A 21,923-nucleotide genomic window follows, 5' to 3' on the forward strand; every position below is an offset into this window, starting at 1 on the left:
ACCGGAGATGAATTACTGATTTTTATTCAAATAGAATTTCATTATAACAGAATCCTGTAAATTATTGAATCTTTTATTTAATTTTAAGGTTATTAATATTAAGAAACATCATCCTACAGGACAATAATATAGTGCTACGGATTACCGTTAGGACACTTCTACATCCTGAAACTCATTCACTGCTTACTGTTCCCTGCTAAATCAGACAATTGAGCCAATTTGTGGTAAACTTATAAAATTATATAAACGCCTAATGTTGCTATCCTAAATTTAACCTTATTTCTAATATTACGATGACAACAATACTCCCCCCCGAACCACTCACAACAACCTTACCTGACCACACCCAACTCCCTGACTCAGACGGAACCTTTGTGAAAAACTTTCAAGAACATCCTCAAAGTATTTTACTCACAGACTCAATTAACCCAATTCTGCAAAATATTCATCCCGACGGATACTATTGTATTGGTCAAGATAGTGGGATTTATTGGCGAATTACAGACCCACCTCAACGGGGAGCAGAAGCACCAGATTGGTTTTATGTTCCCAATGTTCCCCCCAGTTTAAACGGTCAAATGCGACGTTCCTATGTGCTTTGGCAAGAATATGTTGCCCCTTTAATTATTGTAGAATTTGTCTCTGGGGATGGTTCAGAAGAACGGGATAAAACATCCTTATGGACAGCAGAACCGCAAGGCAAAAAACCGGGTAAATTTTGGATTTATGAGCAAGTCATTCGTCCAGCATTTTACGGAATTTATGAAGTTGAAAAAGCTAGTATTGAAGTCTATCATTTGATAGAAAATCGCTTTGAACTTCTGCCCCAAAATGAACGCGGACATTATTTGATCCCGTCCCTAAATGTTGAATTAGGAATTTGGCAAGGTGAATATCAAAATGTAGAATTACCTTGGTTGCGCTGGTGGGATAGTGAAGGGAATTTGTTATTAACCGGGAATGAACGAGCGGAAATTGAACGTCAACGAGCGGAAACTGAACGTCAACGGGCGGAAACTGAACGCCAACGAGCGGAACGGTTAGCAGAACAATTACGAGCATTAGGAATTACACCCGAAGACTAATTATTTTTCGTTTCCGGGTATAGCACTACCTATTAAGGTGTTTGATAAGACTAAACCTTGTAACGGATTCGGTTGTAACTGTTCTAACAGTTTTTTTAGAGGAGATAAGTCAACATCCGCACTCGATTTTCCATCATATTCAAAGGGGTTATCGAGGTCATAAATTAAAACCAGAATATAGGATAAGGATAAACTAATGAGTCCAGAAATCATTAAATTAATGGTAAATTCAGGAGTTTCTATCAGTAATAAAGCTAAGAGAGAAGAAACTAAAAGAATTTTGAGTAAGGAATAGGCTGGAGTCATAAACTCTGTATCTCGAATTCGTTCTATTCTGGTAACTAACACTCGAATTTTAGCTTGTTCCCCTTGAATTCTAGCGACAATGGGAGCATCAGAATTGATAGCAAAAGTAACAAATAATTGATTCAAATCGGTTAGATTTTTTTCAATCTGTTCAAGAGGTTCTGCTTTTTCTAACCAAAGTAAAATAGATTTAACAATATCAAATAACCCTTGAGTCAGAGGTTGAGGATCATATTCTGGCTTTCTAGCAGCTAAATAAAGGTTACTATCTTGGATGGTTTCAATAGCATTAACGATCTGGATGGGAATATCTTCACAAATGCGATAATCGCTTAAGGTTCCACCTAACATAAAAGCGACAATAAATGTTACCGCAGCTAACAAGGAACCCATCTGACTATCAAAGGTTCCCAGTTGCCATCCTAATTGATGAGTTATCCATTTCATTAGGCAAAATAAGACAACAAAGGGGAGAACTTTGAAGAAGATCCTCCATCTCAACAGGAGAAAATTTAGAGATTGATTCACCATATTTGATTAAATATTAGTTTTCTGATTCAATTTTTTCTGTATTTCCTCCCTTAACCCATCCGGTGCGATCGCTATCCTGAGAAACCCGAACTTTTTGCCATCCTTTATCCTCACTTTCTCCTAACACCACCACTTTTTCGTTATAAGCAATTCCCCCAATTCGGTTCGCGTCTGTACTAGGACTATCGCGTAAAATTAAACCAATGGGCTGTGTCACAATTGCTCGATAAGCACCGGGTTCCAGCTTTTCTTCTGCTGGGGTTGGGGTGGGTGTGGGAGTAGCTTGAGGTTGAGGAGTTGTTGCTTTTGAAGCGACCTTTGCCTTGGGGTTATCATTGGGAAAGGTGGGACGTTCTGGAAGTTCTGCTAAACGCGCTGCAAAATATAAAGCTGTTGCTACCGTTGCACCCGCTAAAATTAAAATAGCCAGAAAAAAGCCAACGATAAATTTAAAAACACCATAAAGATTCATAGTTTTGGGAGCAGGTCTATACATGAATTTTTAACAGGATTAAAAACAACCATGATAACATCAACTGGACAAGGACAGAAACTGGGTTTTTCAGGAAAAAATAGGTTAGAAACCCGGTTTCTTGATCTCATCAACTGGACAAACGACGATTTAAACTACTCTGTCGAGACGCTAAACGCGCTTTTCCCGCCGCCGCCCAATCTTGAAGAAACTGAATTTGTTCTTTCGCAGTTCGGGCTAAGGGAACAATTTGACTCGCGGCTTCTAAGATATCATCGGTTGTGAAATCTCGGTTTTGACTAAAGCCAATGTGCATGGCTTCAATTAAAGTTTGTTCAATTTCCGCCCCCGAAAAATCAGGAGTTTCATAAGCTAACCGTTCAATATCATAATTTTTAATACTCTGAGGTCGGAGTTTAGATAGATGCACTTCAAAAATTGCTTTTCGTTCCTCTTGATAGGGTAATCCCACAAAGAAAATCTCATCAAATCGCCCTTTTCTTAACAGTTCCGCAGGCAAAGATTGAATATTATTGGCAGTTGCAACTACAAAAACGGGAGAGGTTTTTTCGGCTAACCATGTAATAAATGTACCAAATACCCGATTCGTTGTTCCTGAATCTCCCTTTCCATCTACTCCTGAAAAGGCTTTATCAATTTCATCAATCCACAGCACACAAGGTGCTAACGCTTCTGCTAATTGAATCATTTGTCGGGTACGAGATTCTGATTCTCCCACTAACCCTGCAAATAAACGCCCTACATCTAATCTTAATAACGGTAAATGCCAATGATGGGCGATCGCTTTTGCAGTTAAGGACTTTCCGGTTCCTTGAATTCCGACTAATAATAATCCTCTGGGATAAGGTAAACCATATTGTCTTGCCCGTTCAGAAAATGCTCCTCCCCGCCTTAATAACCAGTCTTTTAAATTATCTAAACCCCCAATATCGGAAATATTTTCTTGGGCTGCATAGAAGTCTAAAATTTGAGTTTGGCGAATCGTTTGGCGTTTTTCTTCTAAGATTAATTCCAGATCATCTGCTTGTAATTCTCCATGGGTGGCGATCGCTTTGGCTAAAATTCGCCGAATTCTTTCTAAAGACAATCCTTGAAAAGAACGTACCATTTCATCGAGTAACCGAGGCTCTATCGGATGTCCCGTTGCCATTAATAATCGTTCAACTTCTGTTTTGATCTCAGTTTTATTGGGTAAGGGAAATTCTAATACCGTTAAAACTTCACTGAGATCAGATGGAATTGAAACTTGAGGGGAAATAATGATTAAATTTTTAGGTTGAGATTTCAAATTTCGCGCTAAATTTCTTAATTTCCGAGAAACCGAAATATCCTCTAAAAATCGATGAAAGTCTCTTAAAACAAAAATTGCTGGCATCGCTTCCGGCAATTTTTCTATAAATTCTAACGCTTGTAAAGGATTACGCTTTCCAGCCCCTAAATCATTAGGATTTCCGTCTTGATATCCATCAACAAAATCCCAAACATAAACCGCACGATTTCCTTGTTCTTTGGCGGCTTGTTTAATGGCGGTTTCGACTCGTTCTTCTTCTAAAGTCGGAATATAAATAATCGCGTAGCGCGATCGCAATAGTAGCTTCAATTCTTCATTGAATTTGCTCATAGAAAGAACAGGAGTGTAGAATCCGTGGAACAGACATCTTGCCTGTTAATAGTAGCCTATTAACAGGTTTTAACAGATTAACAGGTTTTAACAGATTAACAGGTTTTAATAGCTTAACAGGCAAGATGCCTGTTCCACGGACAGATCCCTCAACTTGGTAGATTTTGCTTCAAAGCTTGTAACGCAGCCCAACGACCGTCAACAAGGGTCTGGGGTTCGATTGCAGCCGGTTTTGGAGGTTCACAGGGGCCATCACAGAGTTGTCTCAGAGGCAGAGCCAAGCATAATTGCTGATACAGCCAATCCCCAGCTAAAAAATCACCTTGGGGGTGTAAACTTTCTACTGGTTCATCCAGCAAAATTTCCACTTCACCCGTTGCAGTATCCAGTTGATCAGCCGAAACATCCAACCAAATCAATTCGGACGTATCTACTTTTAACCGATGATTATATTGTTTTAAACATCGGTCACAGGTGAGAGTGACAATGGTTTCAGCTTGTACCACAACTTCAAGATAAGTGGTTTTGTGGCTCACTCGCATCCGACCCCGAACCGGAGTTAAGGTTTCTAGGTCTGGAAAAAACTCTTGAAACTCGAATTCTAAAGATCGGTTTTGTGTTCTCAGTAAATGAGGGATATAGATAGAGTCCATAATTACTTTCAAACCCTCCAACAATAAACAAGGCTAAACAAGAAGTCCTCGTCTAGCCCTTTATTTTAATTACCAAACGACGGTCGGGATCTTGTCCCCGACTATAGGTTTCTAAATCATCGCTTTCTTCGAGAAAATGATGAATCAGACGCCGTTCGACCGAGGAAAGGGACTTAATTTCCACTTCCCCGCCCGTTTGACGGACACGATTCGCGGCATGATCAGCTAAAGCCCGTAGTTCTAAATGACGTCGAATTCGATATCCGTTCAGTTCTACGGTGTAAGAGGTGCGTTCTTCGTCCTCTTTGCCTAGGTTGTGAATGGCGTTAAGTAAATATTGAATCGCATCTAAAACTTCCCCATCCTGGCCCACCAAAATAGCCACTTGTTCGGGGGTGAGATTGACTTCATCTATCGTTAACCAACAGGAGTCTGCCTCTAAACTCGGTTTGACGGTGGAAGGAACGCCCCCTAATTTGAGCAATTCCTCCAACCACTCTTGACCCTGTTGTATATCGCTGTTGTTCATTGCTAGGATTGCGCCTTTTTCTTAGAACGTCTCGGCTCAAAGGGTAACGCTTCTCGTTCTTCCCCTTCCGCCGTCGCCAATTTAGCGGTTTTATTGGATTCTTCCACAATTTTTTGCAGGTTTTCAGGCAGGGGTTCCCGCGATAAAATAAAGGCTTGAATGGTTTGGAAGATATTGGCAACCAGCATATACAGCAACACACCTGCGGGGAGGGGGAAGAAGAAGAACATCCCACTAAAAATTACCGGAGTAATTTTATTCACTGTATCTTGCTGAGGATTCCCACTGGAACCTTGCCCTTGTCCAGAGAGGACTTGGTTGAGGTATAAAGACACCCCAAAGGCTAGAATCATGCCGACAATATCCCAGTGAATCGTACCATCGGGATCAACGGCTCCCACGCGACCCAAGGCATCAATAAACAAGAATCCTTTATCCGATGCTAATCCTCTCAAGCCCACTTGAATACTGGCATCTCCAGGAGCCAAGGCAATGATTTGACCGTTTTCATTGACTTGAATTTTGTCTTCTCCTTTGAGAACTTTCCAGGTGGGGGTTAAATGCACATCTGGATATTGAGCTAATTCCGTTTGTAAGGGTTTACCCTCAACGGTTTGGAGTTCAACGGGGACTTGATCTCCAACGCCTAAACGGTTTCCACTGGGAATCATTGCCACAACAGAGGCATGAATTCCATCAGCAAAATAATAGTTTTGCGGTTTAGTGGCGTAGGCTTGGGGTTGAATTTGTTGAATTTGTTCACGGGGAAAAATTTGAACATCAACCGTATAGTTAACGTCTGAAAAGGGTGAACCCCGTAATGTGGCAAACAACGCGAAGAGAATGGGCATTTGAATCAGAAGCGGGAAACATCCGGCTAAGGGATTTCCCAATTCTTTGTAGACTCTACTCATTTCTTCCCGTTGTTTTTCCGGGTCATCTTTATATTGTTGTTGAATTTTGTCAACCCGTTCTTTCATTAACGGTTGGGTTACTTTCATTCGCCGCATATTGCGAATTGAACCCGCATTCAAGGGATAAAGCGCGAAGCGCACCACTAAGGTTAACGCCACAATCGCTAAACCGTAACTCGGCACGATCCCGTAGAAAAAATCTAGGATCGGCAACATCACATTGTTGGAAAGAAACCCGATACCAAAGTCCATTCTTTTGAGTTTATTGAACTGCTTGGATTGAATATAGATTAATTTTAAGAACCATTCGCCAACACTTGACCGATAGGCGGGTGACAACCCAGTTGATTGATCAGCGTTGAGGCTCAACAGGAAGGAACTCAATCCTGTTAAGGGCGATGTTGTCCCATATCAAGATCATCGGCTCATCGCAGCACTGGCTTTTTGAGCTTGGGGCGAGAGTTTTTCTAGGATAAAGTCATAGACTTCTCGAAAACGAGGAACAGCCCGGAGTTCCAGACGAGAACCATTTTTTAGGGTCAATACCATATCCCCCCAAGCCCCAAATCCTCTAGGAACTTTCGCGATTTTGGCGATTTCTGAATAGACGATATCAGTACGGTCTTGACCCATCCATCCACCCATGACGGATATCCGGCGATTGGTGATGCGATAGCGCAGCCATAACGCCCGGACAATTGCCCCAATGGTGAGAGGGATGCCAATAATCGTCAGCCCTATTAATAGATTGATAATGAGGTCGCCGATAGCGGGGCCTCCTTCATAAAAACTTTCCTCCCGTATACCCATTTAAAACCTCTGCTTCTACCAACAACTGTTTTAATTCTTGCAGAATTTCTGCATAATTGCACTGATCGGCTGTTGGTTTGACGACAATCACCACATCCCAACCGGGGGATACCTGGGGTAAAAACTGATGCCAAGCTGCCCGAATTTGGCGTTTGATCCGATTTCGGACAACAGCCCGTTTACTGACTTTTTGGCTAATGGAAATTCCCATCCGAGTCGGGTGAACAGAGGCGGAGTTTGTTAAATTCTTTTCTGTTCTATAAGGTTGACCTCGTAACGCCCTCAAGGTCAAATGAGGGGTTTTTCGATGCAGTCCTTTGCTGTAGACGGCTTTGAAGTCTTTGGGATGTCGGAGTCGATTGATTTTGGGTAACATGAATCAGGTACTGCCACCCACAAATTCACCCATTTCCCTCAGCTTGACCATCGGGATCGCCATGAGTTCGTGGGAATAGCAATAGGGTGTCTTTAATTCGGAGCAAGGAATTAAAACGTTAAACGTGCCCGTCCTTTTTTGCGACGGGCTTTGATCACGGCTTGGCCGTTTTTTGTCCGCATCCTTACCCTGAAGCCAGAAACTCTTTTCTTTTTGCGGTTTGTTCCTTGCAGGGTTTGTTGAGCCATTGCTTACCTCCGGTGCCTTTTCGTTAATTTTTAATCAAAAGTCACAATTTTTCAGTATATCACAATTGTTGGACTTTCTCTCCCGGCTTCACAGTAATCTGTTAATCGGGACTGATCCCTCTTAACAATGGGCACTCTGGCAACGAAGATTAATCATCAATACTCAAAATCCAAGTTCCGACATAACGCAACATGGGAACATCTCCAGGGGTACGAATATTGGCGTTAAAGTTGAAAACCCCCCCAAAGGTGGGATTTTTGACGTTAGACATCACGATTTCAACTTTCGTACCCGCCGGAATCGGTTCTTGAGGATAAATTTGGATAATATGGTTTTCTTTATCCCAAATCACTTCTTCTAAGGGAATTGGTTTATTTTGAACCCGAATTTGTACCCGGTCGGGATCTATCGTCCCTTTGTAATAGTCGGGATAGGTGATGGAAACTTCTGCGATCGCTAAGTTCAACTTATCGGCTGGAAGTCTGAGTTTGTAGCGATCCCACTCCCCTGAACGTCCGCTTTCAAGAAAATAATTTAAAATATTGGTTTTATCGGGGCCACTGAGTAAGGTAATACCCGGTAAACCTTGGGCTTGAGTTATTTCAGCTAAACCCGTCACCGCCAAACCCGTAATCAAGATCGCAGAAAATAGTTGTCGCATACACACTCCCGTAACACAGTGAAATTTTGTTTAAGTTTTCTGAACTAGATAAAGACAAGTTAAAGATAAGAATCCAAATCAGGCATTTAGCTTTACGATGCAAAATTAGAACTCTATTGTTACACAACTCGGGATAGAGAGGAAAGATCGCAGGGGGAGAGGAGGAGTAGGGGAAGTAGGGGCGACAGGAGAAGGAATGCTACGCCTACCAGGGTTCGCTGACTTTTCAAAGTCAATCATCAACAGTCAACAGTCAAGCTAATCGTTAACAGTGAACACAATTATGAGGAGATTTTATGAAAATTGGTATTGCTAAAGAAAGTCAGGTCGATGAACGGCGAGTTGCCCTCATCCCTGATGTTGTTGCTCGTTTGGTGAAACAAGGCGTGGAAGTGTGGGTGGAGGCTGGGGCTGGGGAACGAGCTTGTTTTTCGGATAGCACTTATGAACAGGTCGGGGCAAAAATCGCTGATCAAGGCACAGTTTGGCGTGAGGCAGATGTGCTGTTAAAAGTGGGAGTATTACAAGACTCAGAAGTTTCTCAACTGCCTTCTGGGGGGGTGTTAATTAGCTTTTTAAACCCCTTGGGAAATCCTGAATTAGTTCAGAAACTCGCAGCCCAGAACGTTACCGCTTTTAGTATGGAACTGATCCCCCGTACCAGTCGCGCCCAAAGCATGGATGCCTTATCTTCTCAAGCGAACTTAGCGGGATATAAGGCGGTATTAATTGCAGCAACGGCTTTACCGAAATATTTCCCTATGTTAACAACGGCTGCCGGAACCATTCGTCCCGCTAAGGTGTTGATTTTGGGAGCCGGGGTTGCTGGGTTACAAGCGATCGCCACCGCCCGGCGTCTGGGTGCTATTGTCGAAGGGTTTGATATTCGTCCCGAAGTTAAAGAACAAGTCCAAAGTTTAGGGGCCAAATTTGTGGATGTGTCCCTGGATGAAGATACCGTTGCTGAAGGCGGTTATGCCAAGGAAATCTCTGAAAAAGCCAAGGAACGCACCCGTGAAGTTCTGACCCAGCACGTCGCCGCCTCTGATGTGGTGGTGACAACGGCCCAAGTTCCCGGTAGAAAAGCACCTGTATTAGTAACAGAAGACATGGTAGCCCACATGAAACCGGGTTCGGTAATTGTTGATTTGGCAGCCGAACAAGGCGGAAATTGTGAATGCAGCGAACCGGGAAAAGATGTGGTTAAACATGGTGTAACGATTATTGGGCCGATTAATTTACCGTCTTCGATGCCCATTCATGCCAGCGAAGTTTATGCCAAAAATCTCTCGGCTTTATTAACATTAATGATTAACAAAGAGAAGCAACTCAACCTCAATTTTGCAGATGATATTCTCGATGGAGCTTGTGTAACTCATAACGGTGAAATTCGTTCCGAAAGAGTTAAACAAGCCTTAAGCCTCAATCATCAACAGTCTCCTGTAAACAGTTAACTGTCAATTGTTCTGAAATTATGACTACTGAAACCTTAATTTCCGCATTGTTTGTGTTTGTTTTAGCGACCTTTGCGGGGTTTGAAGTGATTACCAAAGTTCCGCCGACATTGCATACACCCTTAATGTCTGGGGCTAATGCGATTTCAGGAATTTCCGTTTTAGGCGCGTTAATTATTGCGGGCGATCGCGATTGGAATGTCACCGTGATTCTTGGATTTATTGGCATTATTCTCGCCATGATTAACGTTGTCGGTGGCTTTTTAGTCACAGATCGAATGCTGGAAATGTTTAAGAAAAAGGAGGCTAAAGCCTAATGGATATTCGTTTAACGGGAATACAACTCAGCTATTTAGTGGCTGTCACCTTGTTTTTCTTTGGATTAAAAAAATTAGGATCTCCAGCAACAGCCAGAAACGGCAATTTATGGGCAGCTATTGGGATGTTAATTGCCGTTGTTGCCACCCTGTTAGATCGGCAAGTTTTGAACTATGAAATGATCGCTCTCGCCTTAATTATTGGTTCAGTTATTGGGGCAGTAATTGCGTATAAAGTTCAAATGACAGAAATGCCCCAAATGGTGGGGTTACTCAATGGTTTAGGGGGTGCAGCTTCTTCCATGGTAGCGGTGGGAGAATTTTGGCGGTATTTAGCTTTAGCAGAATCTCCCCCTTTAGGCACAACCATTACGGCTATTTTAGGGGTATTAATTGGAGGTGTAACCTTTACAGGTTCCATGATTGCCTTTGCCAAATTACAGGGAATTATGAGTGGTTCTCCCATCTTATTTCCCCTACAACAACAGTTTAATATTCTGCTGTTTGTTGCCTTTGGTTTGGGTAGTGTTTATATTTGCCTAACCCCGTTTAATGTGGCGGTCTTTTTAGGGTTAGTTTTCATTTCTCTAATATTAGGCGTGTTATTTGTCATCCCCATTGGTGGCGGTGATATGCCCGTTGTGATTTCTCTGTTAAACTCCTTTTCGGGGTTAGCCGCATCTGCCGCCGGGTTTGTTGTGATGAACAACCTGTTAATCATTGCTGGGGCGTTGGTGGGGGCATCGGGGATTATCTTAACGGTGATTATGTGTAAGGCGATGAACCGTTCTTTAACGAACGTGCTATTTGCTGGGTTTGGCACAGGAGAAGCCGGTTCTGGGGCTGCCAGTGGAGGCACTGCAACCGATCAAACGGTTCGCAGTATTGACCCCGAAGAAGGGGCGATGATGTTAGGATATGCCCGTTCTGTGGTCATTGTCCCCGGTTATGGTATGGCTGTAGCCCAAGCCCAGCATAGTGTTAAGGAGTTGGTGGATCAATTAGAAAGTAATGGGGTGGATGTTAAATATGCCATTCATCCTGTGGCGGGACGGATGCCGGGACACATGAATGTACTGTTAGCAGAGGCGAATGTTCCCTATCCTCAGTTATATGATATGGATGACATTAATCCACAGTTTGATCAAACCGATGTGGCATTAGTTATCGGAGCAAACGATGTGGTGAACCCGGCCGCACGGGAAGATAAAAATAGCCCCATTTATGGAATGCCAATTTTGGATGTCGATAAAGCTAAACATACCATTGTGATTAAACGCAGTATGAATACTGGGTTTGCTGGGGTAGAAAATGATTTGTTCTACAAAGACAAAACCATGATGTTGTTTGGAAGCGCTAAGGATGTTGTTGCTAAATTAGTGTCGGAAGTAAAACAACTGTAAAAGTATCCTTCTTCACCCTCTCCGTAAGTTCGGGGAGGGTTTTTGATTTAGGAATTATAATAAGATTAAGAGCGAAGCGATCGCTTAAATCAACAATAGAGTAATGGTTAAACAGATGTCATCAATACCCAGTGTTAAACAAGAAATGATAGTTAACATTATTTCTGTTATATTTTGAGTGTATCAGTTGTAAAACCTTCTATCTAGGTAATGGACATGGATCTTACTGCTACCTTAAATCAAATTACATCTCTGAGTATTGTAGACCGGATTCGTCTTGTACAAGCAATTTGGGATAGTATAGCAGAAGAGCAAACTTATCTTGATTTGACAGATGTAGAGAAACAAGAACTTGATCATCGAATTACTGCTTATGAAACCAATCCAGATGATGTGATGACTTGGGAGGATATAAAAGCTTCAATTAAAAGAAAATAAAAAAAATCATGAATTATGTCCTAGTATTTAGACCAGAAGTTCGTGAAGAACTTAATGAAGCTTATGATTGGTATGAAAATCAGCAAACCGGACTAGGTGATGATTTTTTGGATTCTATAGACGAGGTATTAAATCGCATTTGCCAGATGCCAGAGTCTTATCCAATAGTTTATCGTGATGTTAGGCGGTCTGTGGTGCGTCGCTTCCCTTATCTTGTTTACTATCGGATTGTATCGAGTCGGGTGATTATAACAGCAATTTTTCATAGTCGGAGAGATTCAAAAACTTTGAAAATCAGAACATAATCAACAGTTGTAGCGAAACTTATTTTTTATCAATAGTGCTAGTGATGTAGTTAACTCAAATGATGGAGTGAGTACACGGAGATAAAATTTTTTGTAAATTTTTGTAAATTTTTAGCCTAGACATCAATAATTTTAAAATTATGGTATATTAAAAGATTAATATAGTATATAGTGGATTAGTTTAGGTTTTAAAATGACTGAACAAAAACCAGGATTGCACCATACTATAAAGGGCAATATAGCTAATTTTTCTGAAGAAGAAAAAAAAATTATATACAAGTTAGCTGAAGAGTGGTATGTGACCAATGCAGGAGAATTTAGCATAGGCCCAAAAAGCCGATACAATTATGCTTTGATAAAAGCGACACCAACTTATAGAAATATGTTTGGGTTTGAAAAAGAACTCATAGTGATTTTTAGCCGCTATAAAAACTTTGAACCGAGATCAATTGATGCAATCGATACATTATATCAGTCTGTTTTAGACAGATATCAAGTTTTGAGGATAGAAAGAATCTGTAGTATTCTTTTTAGTGAAGATAGCGATATTGAAAGAAAAATTAGTGATCTTCTTAGGGAGTCCCAAGAATCTCAGGTCATTGTGCCAATATCATATCAGGAAATTATAGATAGCTCAGATGCTTACTTTTTAAGGAATAAATTTAAAGATAATTTTTATAAACGTAATCTCTTTGATTTCACATCGCCTCTTAAAAAAGATTTATATTTTTTTGGAAGAACAGATCTTATTAATAAATTAGGAGATCGGCATTCTTCTCATGAGAACTCAGGTGTATTCGGGTTAAGAAGATCAGGTAAAACTTCTCTTATTTTTGCTGTTCAGCGACAGATGGATCTTGTTGGTAATCCATCTGTTCTTATTAGTTGTGATGATGTAAGCTTTCAACAGCGTCGTTGGAATGAGTGCCTCTACTATATTCTTGATAGATTAGTTGATAAATATAAAAGACAAAATCAGTTAAAAGTTTCACTTAGCTCTGTAGATTTGTACACAGAAAAAGATGCAGCTTCACTTTTTGAAAAGGATATTCTTAAGATATATAATAGGTTGGGCAAAAAGCCTATTCTTATAGTATTTGATGAAATTGAAAGGATTACATTTAATACGGCTACTGTAGAACATTGGAAATCTGGGGAAGATTTTATATTCTTCTGGCAAACTTTAAAATCAAAGTTTAATACCTTAGACAAAGTATTTTCGTACTTAATTGTTGGAACTAATCCTACCTGTATTGAAAAATCAAAAATAAGAGGGATAGACAATCCTATTTTTCATTCTATATCGATCCAATATTTGGAGCAGTTTGATGTCCATCAAACACGCCATATGGTTAGTACCATCGGTAAATTTTTAGGTTTAACTTTTGAAGAAATAATTTATAGTAAACTTGTCGAAGATTACGGTGGTCATCCTTTTCTAGTTCGTCAAATTTGCAGCTTAATATATCAGCGTTGTAAACAACAGTTGCCTATTACAGTGGATAGAGCAATGTACAATAAAGCTAAAGATGATTTTGATCAGGAGAAGTCTTTAAACTACATTAGCATGATTCTAGAAGTGCTTACAGATTTCTACCCAGATGAACATACTATGCTTACATATTTAGCAATAGAAGACATAGACTTCTTTAACAGTTTAGCAAATGACTCTCCAGAGTATGTCACTCATTTGATAGGCTATGGGATCATATCTCGAAATCAAAATGCAGATGGATATGATTTTAAAATAGATGCTGTTCAGAAATATCTGCAAAATCGTAATAGGTATAAAAAATTAAGTTGTACCCCAGATGAAATACGCCATGAGATTTGTCAACGGAGAACCGATCTAGAACTAAAATTAAGAAAAATAATTCAAGGGCAATTACTAGGGTATTATGATGTGGAAAAAGCGAAGAGTTTAATGATAGAAAACTTGAAATCACGTAATAAACTATCATCCCTAGAGTCATTAACTTATCCAGATCTATTTGATCCATCTAAGGTTAAAATATACTTTTTTAATTTAAAAGAAATTATTGTTAACGAATGGGGAATATTTCAAAGAATCTTCAGAGATCAAGATCATTTTAAGAAGAGCATGGAAACTATTAACGATTTCCGTAAGGTTGATGCTCATGCACAAGAAACAGTAACTGATAATGAGTTTATAAACTTCAGAACTAAAATAGGGTGGATTGAAAATTGCCTTTTAGAGTGGAAAAAATTAACAGGTTAAGTTAAAATTAAAAAGGCAGGCATAACTATCATGCTCAAAGCTGATAACGTAGTAAGTATAAATCCTGTACTTGTACAAACCTATTTTAATTTAGAACTATGAATCAAAATAATTCTTATAAAGAATACAGAGACATTAATCTAGAAATTACTTTGAAGTCTGGTGTTTCGTATCCAGGAGTAAAGTGTTCTTTGTTCTATGTTTACTTTCAAAAATATAAAGATTGTGATGGTTGTGCAGTTATTTACTTTTCCTGTATTAATACCATAAGAGAGGGTAATCAAAGAATTGACCCTACCGACTATTCAGTTTTTCGTGATCAGCAGGGTAGAGCCTGGAAAGTAGATCATTATGAAGAAAACAGTCCTCCAGAGCCTCCAGGCTTGATCTTCTACCTTATACATGAAGATCAAGCCTAAAAACGGTTGTTATGTTATTTTTAGGATAAATTCTAATTTAGATAATTAATATTAATTATTGGGAAAAATATAATGTATGAGTTTCCAATATATTAAAAATGAACTTAACAGATTTGTTTCCTACCTTGCGAAACTTACCCTGTATCGACAAATCTTCTTATTCATCTAATCAATTAGGAATTATAATTAAGGACGGGATTGAAGTGATCGCTTAAACCAACAATCAAGGACGGGTTAAAAAATTTTCATCAATACCCAGTATTAAGCAAGAATTAATTATTGGATTTAATAGAACAGTTACCTGATCATAAAAGGGTATTATTTACACAATTCGTTTTTATTTATAAAATAAACATATCTATTAATTTACTGAAAGGTAACATCAATGGCAATTTCCCTTTTGCAATGGACAATCGAAGACTATCATCGCATGATTGATAGTGGCATTCTGGATGATCGATCAGTAGAATTATTAAAGGGTCAAATTATTACAATGTCTCCTGAAGGAATTCCCCACGCTTATTTTAGTGATGCGACAGCCGATTATTTAAGAAATTTATTAGGAAATCGGGCAAAAGTTCGGGAAGGAAAACCGATTACGTTATTTCAATCTAGTTCAGAACCCGAACCCGATTTGGCTATTGTTGAACCTCTAGGAACTGTTTATTTAGAACATCATCCCTATCCCAATAATATTTTTTGGTTAATTGAGTTTTCTAATTCTAGTTTAACAAAAGATTTAGAGGAAAAAAGCAAAGTCTACGCAACAGAAAATATTCGAGAATATTGGGTTGTGAATTTGCGAAATCAAACATTAATTATGTTCAAAAACCCTCAACAGGGTGATTATCAATCTCAAGAGATTTTAACTCAAGGAGACATTTACCCTCTAGCTTTTCCTGATGTTGCGGTCTCTGTTCAGAGATTATTAGTTGTGTAGTTAGAAAGATTAAAAAAATTATGTCCTATCTCGTACCCATTTCCGAAATGATCTCAACGCTACACTTGTCCCCGTTGTTCGACTCATTTCTACAAACTGAGAAATTCCTTCTATGACTGGAAAATTGGGAAAAATTGGGCTAGTTTGAGACTGAATGTATTCTCCATTTCGTAGAACATAAATTTGCAATTGATCATTTTCATAACGCCACAGTTCTGCAACACCGAGCACTTGATAAGCACTTAACTGAGTTTTAGAAGTAACATCAACTTCAATCGCTAAATCTGGCGGTGGGTCAACGGTTAAATCTAACCGTTTTTTTCCAATCATTGCTTGATAATTTTGAATATAAAAGCAATTATCCGGTTCAACTCCAGCAGCCATTCCTTGACGTTTAAATGTTGTTGATCCAAAACATTCCCGTTCTATTTCTAATTCTTCTAGCAAAATTTTTACCATATCTCCAATAATTTCTTTATTAAATTCATGTTCTGGTAAAGGCATCCTAATCTCCAAAATTCCTTGAAAATAAGCCACTCGCGCCCCCCGATGTTCGCCCAACTCCGCTAAAATCGCCTCAAAATCTTGCCAGCTTACATCCACAAATAGCACACGCTGTCCAGGGGGAACGCTGAGTTGTTTAAGTTGCAGTGTCACCATCACCATTACCCTTTTCTAAGAGTTACTTTTAGTTTAATACAAATGAACTACGCACATCCGCTATCGCGCTCGATGTGCGTTTCTGACGCTTCAACTGAGAAACTTGCTTGAAGCTTCCGCACTCCTGTAGAGGTATTCTCATCTGCATCTGAAGAGGCACGGCAATATAGCGGAAATAAACACCATCTCATTCTTTGTATCCAAAATGATGTAGGAATATTTCAAGAACCCACCCCCGAAGCTCTCGCCGTTTCCCTAAAATTAGTGGATAAAGAACTAGGATTTTATATGATATGGATTACAAATCAGCCCCTTGATATTCGTCTTCAAGGTTTTCCCCCAGACCAAGATAATCTCATCGGAGCGATTCAAGCTTGTTTAGAAAAACTAACTTAATCCTCTTCATTCTATTAATTTCTCCTAATTTTTATAAATCTCTCTCATTAACCACAAAGCAGCGACAATTCCAACGAAGTGAGCAACAATGGTGTGGGTATTCGCAAGAACCACGAAAAAATCAACAGGCTGGATAAAATCTTGCAGACTGCCTGCGGTCGCTAAAAAATTTCGAGGTTGAGAAATTGCTTTTGCTAATAAAATGCCGTTAATGGCCTCTGATGCAATTAAGGTGACAGCCATTCCGCTTAAGTTACTGGTTAAACCTAGGCGAATTTGCTTCATGGTTTCTGCACGGCTGGGACGGGCCATTCCCGGTGCTTTCAGTCTGCGGGCTAAACGAGTGTAACGAAAGGCTTGAAAAATACTAAACCCTAAAATACCCAGTCCAATTAAGGCAAAAACTAAACCGCCACCCATTCCTGGTGTTGCGCCAGTTTGTGCTGTTCTTCCTGGATTAAAGGCAAAAATCGCAAAAAGCTGAATAAGAGCAGAAACCACCGCTAAAACAAGCTGTGTCCAAAAGCAAACCCAGCCAGTGGTACGCAGGGCAAAGGCAACCCGTTGAATGGCATTTGAAGGGGGGGAGGAGTCGGATGGATAGGACATTGTTTATACAATCAGGGGTAAAATCATAATGAACGCGCTTAAAATCCAAGGAACTCAAGCATGAATCAACCACAACCGACGACAACCCCCAACCTAAATGAACCCAAATTTGGTTTCAATCAATATGCTGAACGGTTAAACGGTCGAGCGGCCATGATTGGTTTTTTGATCACCTTGGCAATTGAATATTTTAGCGGACAGGGTTTGTTATCCTGGCTGGGGTTGAGTTAATTTTAGCGAAGACTGTTCATAGTTGACCGTTAATTATAGAAGGTTGTCATTCGTCTGATGAGTCAAAGTTAATTCAGGGTTCACCTGTTGGGCTGTAATTTTGGGATTTCCCTGGAACTAAGGCTCAACAGAATCAGTCAAATCCTCAGTTTCTGATCACTCTGATAACGGATGACAACTGACCCAACACGGGGTAAAATGCAGCAAAAGTTTGGAGATTAAGTTAAATTGGGATTATAGAAACTCTCTTTGTGAAGAAGATTAGAGAATGATTCTGTCGGCTCCTACCGAGAGATTGTACTAAAAGTTAACACAATTGAAATTTAGAGTAAAACTGTGATGAATGCTTTATGGCCGCGTGTTCTCAGGTCTGCTTATCGTCGAGAACCTATTGTTAGTTTTGTAGTAACGGTTGGAACTGTAGATGCTGTGATTGGTGGAGTGAGTTCAAGTTTATCGTTATTAACCTTTGGGCTTTCCAGCGTGGCGGTGATTTTGGTCTTGCGTTGGTGGATGTTACAACGCTCTAAAATTGAACAACCTGAAACCGCACCGGAATATGCTCTCCCCCCTAGTTCTTCAAGACCTCCCCTCCCTCAACTCACCCAGGACTTACGCCCTCGTCGATCCAAAAAACCGGGTTTTTAAGTTTTTTTAAAAGATTAAATCCCGATGGAAAGTTCAGAAACTCAGTTTCTGGATCAAATCGTTCTTTTGATTTAATGAGCAAATAATCAGGATCACTAAAAATGAGTGCTGTAATTACAGAGGAACGCTTAAAAATTGGTGATGTTGCCACCCGGAGTGGCTTATCGGTGAAAACGGTTCGCTATTATGAAGAAATTGGTTTATTAGCCCCCACCGTTGAACGGTCTGACTCCGGGTATCGACTTTTTGATCCCTCGGTCGTCAACCGTTTAGCATTTGTCAAACGGGCTCAATCTTTGGGTTTAAGTTTAAGTGAAATTCGAGAGATTTTAAATATTAGCGATCGCGGAGAACTTCCTTGTGAGGAGGTTAAACAACATTTAGCGATGAAAGTTGAAGAGATTAATCACCAAATAAGTTCCTTAGAAATTTTAAAAAATGAGTTACAACAATTACTCAACCATTGGCAAGATCATCCATCACATTATCACGAGGATACCACGATTTGTCCTAACATTCAAGGGGAATGTGAATTCTAAAAAAATCGGGAAGGTATCTAATTGATCCTTCCCATTGCTTTGGTTTTGATTGAGTTTGTTTCTGAGGGTTTGCCGTTGTTTTTTCAGTTGTCGCGCCCTCGCCGAACCCCCTTTTCCTTTAATATTTCTGCCTTGGGAACGGGGAGATTCCCAACGTTTTAGTTGTCGTGCCATTTTTACCTATATTTTTTGACAGCTTTTATTAAGGAATGAAAAAGTAATAACTTGATGGGCTTCAGGTATAATGAAGTATAGGCACTGATGGCAGATTTTACAAAAATTGAGAGAACCGGGCAACGGATTTTTCGATTAAACTACACAACTTAACTTAAAACCTATGTTTTATTCTAGTTCAATTGAGGAAGAAATGAAAAAGTTTTATAACTCTTTATCAGAAAAGGATAAAAGAAGATATGCAGCGATAGAGGCTCAAAAACTGGGATGGGGAGGAATTAGTTATATCATCAAACTGTTGGGTTGTACTCGAAACACAATCGTCCGAGGAATAAAAGAGTTAAAAGAACTGGATGAACAGACTATTAATGATGTAAGAATTAGAAAAAAAGGAGGAGGAAGAAAAAGTATTTTTTCCACCCAAATTGGAATAGATGAAGCCTTTTTAGAAGTGTTAAAGTCCCGCACAGCCGGAGATCCTATGAACGAGTCAATTAAATGGACTAATTTAACCCACAAAGAAATTGCTTTGGGACTTAAGGAAGCCGGATTTAATATCAGTCCTCCCACCGTAAAGAAACTCTTAAAAAAGCATGGGTATGTCAAGCGAAAAGCACAAAAAAAGCAAACTACAGGAATTAATAAAGACCGAAATGCTCAATTTGAAAATATTGCTAGACTCGATACCCTGTATAGAGAAGCCGGTAATCCTATTATTAGTTTTGACACTAAAAAGAAAGAAGTTTTAGGGAATTTATATCGTCCAGGTACTCTGTATACAACTGAGCCTGTTACTACTTGGGATCATGATTTTTGGAGCTTAGGTCATGGAAAAGTCATTCCCCATGGCATTTACGATACTCAAAAAAACCGAGGATATGTAACATTAGGTAACAGTAAAGATACCAGTGAATTTGCTTGTAATGCTCTTAAACATTGGTGGAATCATTATGGAAAAGCTCTCTATCCTCATGCCAATTCGATTTTAGCTAAGTGTGATGGGGGTGGCAGTAATAATGCTAATCATTATATTTTTAAACAAGATTTACAAAAGTTAGTGGATGAAATTGGAATTGAGATCAGAATTGCTCATTACCCTCCCTATACATCTAAATATAATCCCATTGAACATCGACTTTTTCCTCATCTAACTCGAGCTTGTCAAGGAGTGATTTTTACCAGTCTTGGTTTGGTCAAAACTCTCATGGAAAAAACTCGTACTAATACAGGGCTATCTGTCGTTGTTAATGTCGTTGATCAGGTCTATCAAACGGGTCGGAAGGTAACTGATCATTTCAAAAAAACTCTGAAAATTGTTTTTGATGAATATTTACCCAAATGGAACTATCGAGCCGTACCTCAACTCACTCATTAATCCATTTATTGATTTTTCATTCCTAAGTATAGCTCAATTTTCGAGTTTGTGTCAAGCAAAAACGGAATTATTCTAAGGATAGTGCTGTGCGATCGCAACTCATCAAAACAATTCATCATCAGGCTTTTCTATCCTTTTCTGATCCGTTCTCCAGTTGCTTATTTTTTCAAAACTTAATATTCACCCTTCAATTCTTAACATTAACTTCTTGATTCTTAATTATTTTTCTTCGATTCTTAATACTTTATTTAGGAATTTATACTCCTCAAATATGATAAAAAAGAATCATTGTTCTTAAAAGTTTTAGCAAGAGGAGCAGGGATTAGTGCTTGATGTGTATATCGTTTCAGCAGTCCGCACCCCCCTCGGTCGTTTTGGCGGTTCCTTAGCAGGTTTTTCTCCCTCCGATCTTGGTGCCCACGTCATCAAAGCTGCATTGGAACGCGGAGGAGTTCCCAGCGATGCCTTAGACCTCTACATTTTGGGAAATGTTCTCCGCGCCGGACACGGACAACTCATTCCTCGCCAAGCTGCCCTGAAAGCTGGAATTCCCGCCCATGTGGATGGATATGCGGTGGATATGGTGTGTTCCTCCGGTATGATGACCCTGATTAATGCCGCAACCGCCATTCGTGCCGGAGAAGCCGATCTCGTCTTAGCCGGAGGCATAGAATCCATGTCTCAAACCGGATTTTATCTTTCCCAACGGGCGAGATGGGGATATAAATTCCTCATGGGCGCACCGGAACAGTTAATTGATATTCTGGTGTATGACGGGTTAACTGACCCCACCACCGGAGAGGGAATGGGGGATGAAACCGAACGAGTGGCTGCTGAACATGGGTTCACCCGGCAAAATTTAGATGAAGTGGCGTTTTATTCCCACAAACGCGCGACAGAAGCGACTCAACGGGGAATCTTTAAAGCGGAAATTGCCCCGATAGAAATTGTGAGTAAAAAAGGCACCCAAATTCTCGATCAAGATGAAGGAATTCGCCCGGAAACAACCTTAGAAAGTTTAGCTAAATTACGTCCAGCTTTTAGTAAAGAGGGAATATTAACGGCGGGAAATAGTAGTCAACTTTCCGATGGGGCTGCGGCTGTCGTTTTAGCCAGTGCTCAAGCGGTGGAAAAATACGGTTTAACGCCCTTAGCTAAACTGATGTCAGGAACTTTAGCCGGAGGTGAAACTTGGCGATTTACGGAAATTCCGATACTGGCAACCCAGAAACTTCTGACTAAATTGAATATGACAATTGCTGATTTTGATTTAGTAGAAAATAATGAAGCCTTTGCGGTCAGTAGTTGTTTATTCAATCAAATGTTAGGCGTTCCTTTTGACAAAATGAATGTGAATGGCGGTGCGATCGCTTTAGGACATCCTATTGGCGCATCAGGAACCCGAATTATTGTCACCTTGTTGAATGCCTTAAAAGAGCAGGATAAAACCCTGGGGTTAGCCGCCTTATGTCATGGAACCGGAGGCGGTACGGCTTTAGCCATTGAACGAGTTTAAAAGCATTGAGCATTCAGACTAATCACTTAAAT

General features: G+C 39.9%; 27 protein-coding genes. 15 read left to right on the top strand and 12 right to left on the bottom strand.

Annotated elements, in window-relative coordinates; genetic code table 11:
- Positions 1 to 293: 293 nt before the first annotated feature.
- The gene (locus NMK36_RS16220) at positions 294 to 1,085 is read left to right on the top strand and encodes a Uma2 family endonuclease (RefSeq protein WP_254174180.1); all 792 of its coding nucleotides are present in this window, start codon (positions 294 to 296) and stop codon (positions 1,083 to 1,085) included.
- On the opposite strand, the gene NMK36_RS16225 is transcribed toward NMK36_RS16220, so the two are convergent.
- The 10 genes from NMK36_RS16225 to NMK36_RS16270 all read right to left on the bottom strand — a co-directional run bounded on the left by NMK36_RS16225 (position 1,086) and on the right by NMK36_RS16270 (position 8,228).
- Positions 1,086 to 1,838: a hypothetical protein gene (locus NMK36_RS16225; RefSeq protein WP_072719213.1), complete on the bottom strand. Its 753-nt coding sequence runs from the start codon at positions 1,836 to 1,838 to the stop codon at positions 1,086 to 1,088. It lies immediately after the preceding gene.
- A gap of 97 nt (positions 1,839 to 1,935) precedes the next feature.
- Positions 1,936 to 2,394 (bottom strand): SH3 domain-containing protein, encoded by a 459-nt coding sequence (locus NMK36_RS16230; RefSeq protein ID WP_072719453.1) that lies wholly within the window; start codon positions 2,392 to 2,394, stop codon positions 1,936 to 1,938.
- A gap of 130 nt (positions 2,395 to 2,524) precedes the next feature.
- Entirely contained in the window at positions 2,525 to 4,036 is a 1,512-nt protein-coding gene (locus NMK36_RS16235) for an AAA family ATPase (protein ID WP_254174181.1), read from the bottom strand.
- A gap of 149 nt (positions 4,037 to 4,185) precedes the next feature.
- On the bottom strand, positions 4,186 to 4,689 hold the full coding sequence (locus NMK36_RS16240; RefSeq protein WP_072719211.1) for a YceD family protein: 504 nt from the start codon (positions 4,687 to 4,689) through the stop codon (positions 4,186 to 4,188).
- A gap of 52 nt (positions 4,690 to 4,741) precedes the next feature.
- The gene (locus NMK36_RS16245) at positions 4,742 to 5,218 is read right to left on the bottom strand and encodes a protein jag (protein ID WP_072719210.1); all 477 of its coding nucleotides are present in this window, start codon (positions 5,216 to 5,218) and stop codon (positions 4,742 to 4,744) included.
- Positions 5,219 to 5,220: 2 nt separating this feature from the next.
- On the bottom strand, positions 5,221 to 6,384 hold the full coding sequence (gene yidC / locus NMK36_RS16250; protein WP_072719452.1) for a membrane protein insertase YidC: 1,164 nt from the start codon (positions 6,382 to 6,384) through the stop codon (positions 5,221 to 5,223).
- Between the two features lie 165 nt (positions 6,385 to 6,549).
- Entirely contained in the window at positions 6,550 to 6,942 is a 393-nt protein-coding gene (locus NMK36_RS16255) for a PH domain-containing protein (protein WP_072719209.1), read from the bottom strand.
- Positions 6,914 to 7,318: a ribonuclease P protein component gene (gene rnpA / locus NMK36_RS16260; protein WP_072719208.1), complete on the bottom strand. Its 405-nt coding sequence runs from the start codon at positions 7,316 to 7,318 to the stop codon at positions 6,914 to 6,916. Before rnpA ends, NMK36_RS16255 begins: the two co-directional genes overlap by 29 nt.
- Positions 7,319 to 7,428: 110 nt before the next feature.
- A complete protein-coding gene (gene rpmH / locus NMK36_RS16265) occupies positions 7,429 to 7,566 on the bottom strand; it encodes a 50S ribosomal protein L34 (protein ID WP_071783091.1) in 138 nt (45 codons plus the stop codon).
- A 149-nt stretch (positions 7,567 to 7,715) separates the two neighbouring features.
- Entirely contained in the window at positions 7,716 to 8,228 is a 513-nt protein-coding gene (locus NMK36_RS16270; protein WP_072719207.1) for a DUF2808 domain-containing protein, read from the bottom strand.
- A gap of 296 nt (positions 8,229 to 8,524) precedes the next feature.
- Here NMK36_RS16270 and NMK36_RS16275 point away from each other — a divergent pair, with 296 nt between their 5' ends.
- From NMK36_RS16275 to NMK36_RS16310, 8 genes are all read left to right on the top strand, one after another.
- Positions 8,525 to 9,682, top strand: a complete 1,158-nt coding sequence (locus NMK36_RS16275; RefSeq protein ID WP_254174182.1) for a Re/Si-specific NAD(P)(+) transhydrogenase subunit alpha — start codon at positions 8,525 to 8,527, stop codon at positions 9,680 to 9,682.
- A 20-nt stretch (positions 9,683 to 9,702) separates the two neighbouring features.
- Positions 9,703 to 9,999 (top strand): NAD(P) transhydrogenase subunit alpha, encoded by a 297-nt coding sequence (locus tag NMK36_RS16280; RefSeq protein WP_072719205.1) that lies wholly within the window; start codon positions 9,703 to 9,705, stop codon positions 9,997 to 9,999.
- Positions 9,999 to 11,402 carry an NAD(P)(+) transhydrogenase (Re/Si-specific) subunit beta gene (locus NMK36_RS16285; RefSeq protein WP_072719204.1) on the top strand — a complete coding sequence of 468 codons (1,404 nt, stop codon included), beginning with the start codon at positions 9,999 to 10,001 and terminating at the stop codon, positions 11,400 to 11,402. The genes NMK36_RS16280 and NMK36_RS16285 overlap by 1 nt, the downstream gene beginning before the upstream one ends.
- Before the next feature lie 216 nt (positions 11,403 to 11,618).
- Positions 11,619 to 11,840, top strand: coding sequence for an addiction module protein (locus NMK36_RS16290; RefSeq protein ID WP_072719451.1), 222 nt, complete (start codon positions 11,619 to 11,621; stop codon positions 11,838 to 11,840).
- A gap of 8 nt (positions 11,841 to 11,848) precedes the next feature.
- Positions 11,849 to 12,145 carry a type II toxin-antitoxin system RelE/ParE family toxin gene (locus NMK36_RS16295; protein WP_254174183.1) on the top strand — a complete coding sequence of 99 codons (297 nt, stop codon included), beginning with the start codon at positions 11,849 to 11,851 and terminating at the stop codon, positions 12,143 to 12,145.
- A gap of 193 nt (positions 12,146 to 12,338) precedes the next feature.
- Positions 12,339 to 14,384, top strand: a complete 2,046-nt coding sequence (locus tag NMK36_RS16300) for an ATP-binding protein (protein WP_254174184.1) — start codon at positions 12,339 to 12,341, stop codon at positions 14,382 to 14,384.
- 98 nt (positions 14,385 to 14,482) lie between these two features.
- Entirely contained in the window at positions 14,483 to 14,803 is a 321-nt protein-coding gene (locus tag NMK36_RS16305; protein ID WP_254174185.1) for a hypothetical protein, read from the top strand.
- Positions 14,804 to 15,188: 385 nt separating this feature from the next.
- The gene (locus NMK36_RS16310; RefSeq protein ID WP_254174186.1) at positions 15,189 to 15,743 is read left to right on the top strand and encodes a Uma2 family endonuclease; all 555 of its coding nucleotides are present in this window, start codon (positions 15,189 to 15,191) and stop codon (positions 15,741 to 15,743) included.
- An 18-nt stretch (positions 15,744 to 15,761) separates the two neighbouring features.
- On the opposite strand, the gene NMK36_RS16315 is transcribed toward NMK36_RS16310, so the two are convergent.
- Positions 15,762 to 16,403 (bottom strand): Uma2 family endonuclease, encoded by a 642-nt coding sequence (locus NMK36_RS16315; protein WP_254174187.1) that lies wholly within the window; start codon positions 16,401 to 16,403, stop codon positions 15,762 to 15,764.
- Between the two features lie 216 nt (positions 16,404 to 16,619).
- On the opposite strand from NMK36_RS16315, the gene NMK36_RS29115 reads away from it, so the two are divergent.
- Positions 16,620 to 16,799: an NACHT C-terminal alpha/beta 1 domain-containing protein gene (locus NMK36_RS29115; RefSeq protein WP_438822839.1), complete on the top strand. Its 180-nt coding sequence runs from the start codon at positions 16,620 to 16,622 to the stop codon at positions 16,797 to 16,799.
- A 24-nt stretch (positions 16,800 to 16,823) separates the two neighbouring features.
- Here the strand turns inward: NMK36_RS29115 and NMK36_RS16320 are convergent, their stop codons facing one another.
- Positions 16,824 to 17,408 (bottom strand): DUF3611 family protein, encoded by a 585-nt coding sequence (locus tag NMK36_RS16320; RefSeq protein ID WP_190516705.1) that lies wholly within the window; start codon positions 17,406 to 17,408, stop codon positions 16,824 to 16,826.
- Positions 17,409 to 17,468: 60 nt separating this feature from the next.
- On the opposite strand from NMK36_RS16320, the gene NMK36_RS16325 reads away from it, so the two are divergent.
- The 5 genes from NMK36_RS16325 to phaA all read left to right on the top strand — a co-directional run bounded on the left by NMK36_RS16325 (position 17,469) and on the right by phaA (position 21,891).
- Positions 17,469 to 17,639 carry a hypothetical protein gene (locus NMK36_RS16325; protein WP_186440269.1) on the top strand — a complete coding sequence of 57 codons (171 nt, stop codon included), beginning with the start codon at positions 17,469 to 17,471 and terminating at the stop codon, positions 17,637 to 17,639.
- A 339-nt stretch (positions 17,640 to 17,978) separates the two neighbouring features.
- The gene (locus NMK36_RS16330) at positions 17,979 to 18,287 is read left to right on the top strand and encodes a hypothetical protein (protein WP_072716893.1); all 309 of its coding nucleotides are present in this window, start codon (positions 17,979 to 17,981) and stop codon (positions 18,285 to 18,287) included.
- A 101-nt stretch (positions 18,288 to 18,388) separates the two neighbouring features.
- Entirely contained in the window at positions 18,389 to 18,826 is a 438-nt protein-coding gene (locus NMK36_RS16335) for a heavy metal-responsive transcriptional regulator (protein WP_254174188.1), read from the top strand.
- Between the two features lie 337 nt (positions 18,827 to 19,163).
- Positions 19,164 to 20,375: an ISAzo13 family transposase gene (locus NMK36_RS16340; protein ID WP_072721577.1), complete on the top strand. Its 1,212-nt coding sequence runs from the start codon at positions 19,164 to 19,166 to the stop codon at positions 20,373 to 20,375.
- A gap of 325 nt (positions 20,376 to 20,700) precedes the next feature.
- Entirely contained in the window at positions 20,701 to 21,891 is a 1,191-nt protein-coding gene (gene phaA, locus NMK36_RS16345; RefSeq protein WP_072716890.1) for an acetyl-CoA acetyltransferase PhaA, read from the top strand.
- The last annotated feature ends 32 nt before the right edge of the window (positions 21,892 to 21,923 follow it).

It is taken from the genome of Planktothrix pseudagardhii, assembly GCF_904830925.1.
In the GTDB taxonomy this organism is placed as follows: domain Bacteria; phylum Cyanobacteriota; class Cyanobacteriia; order Cyanobacteriales; family Microcoleaceae; genus Planktothrix; species Planktothrix tepida.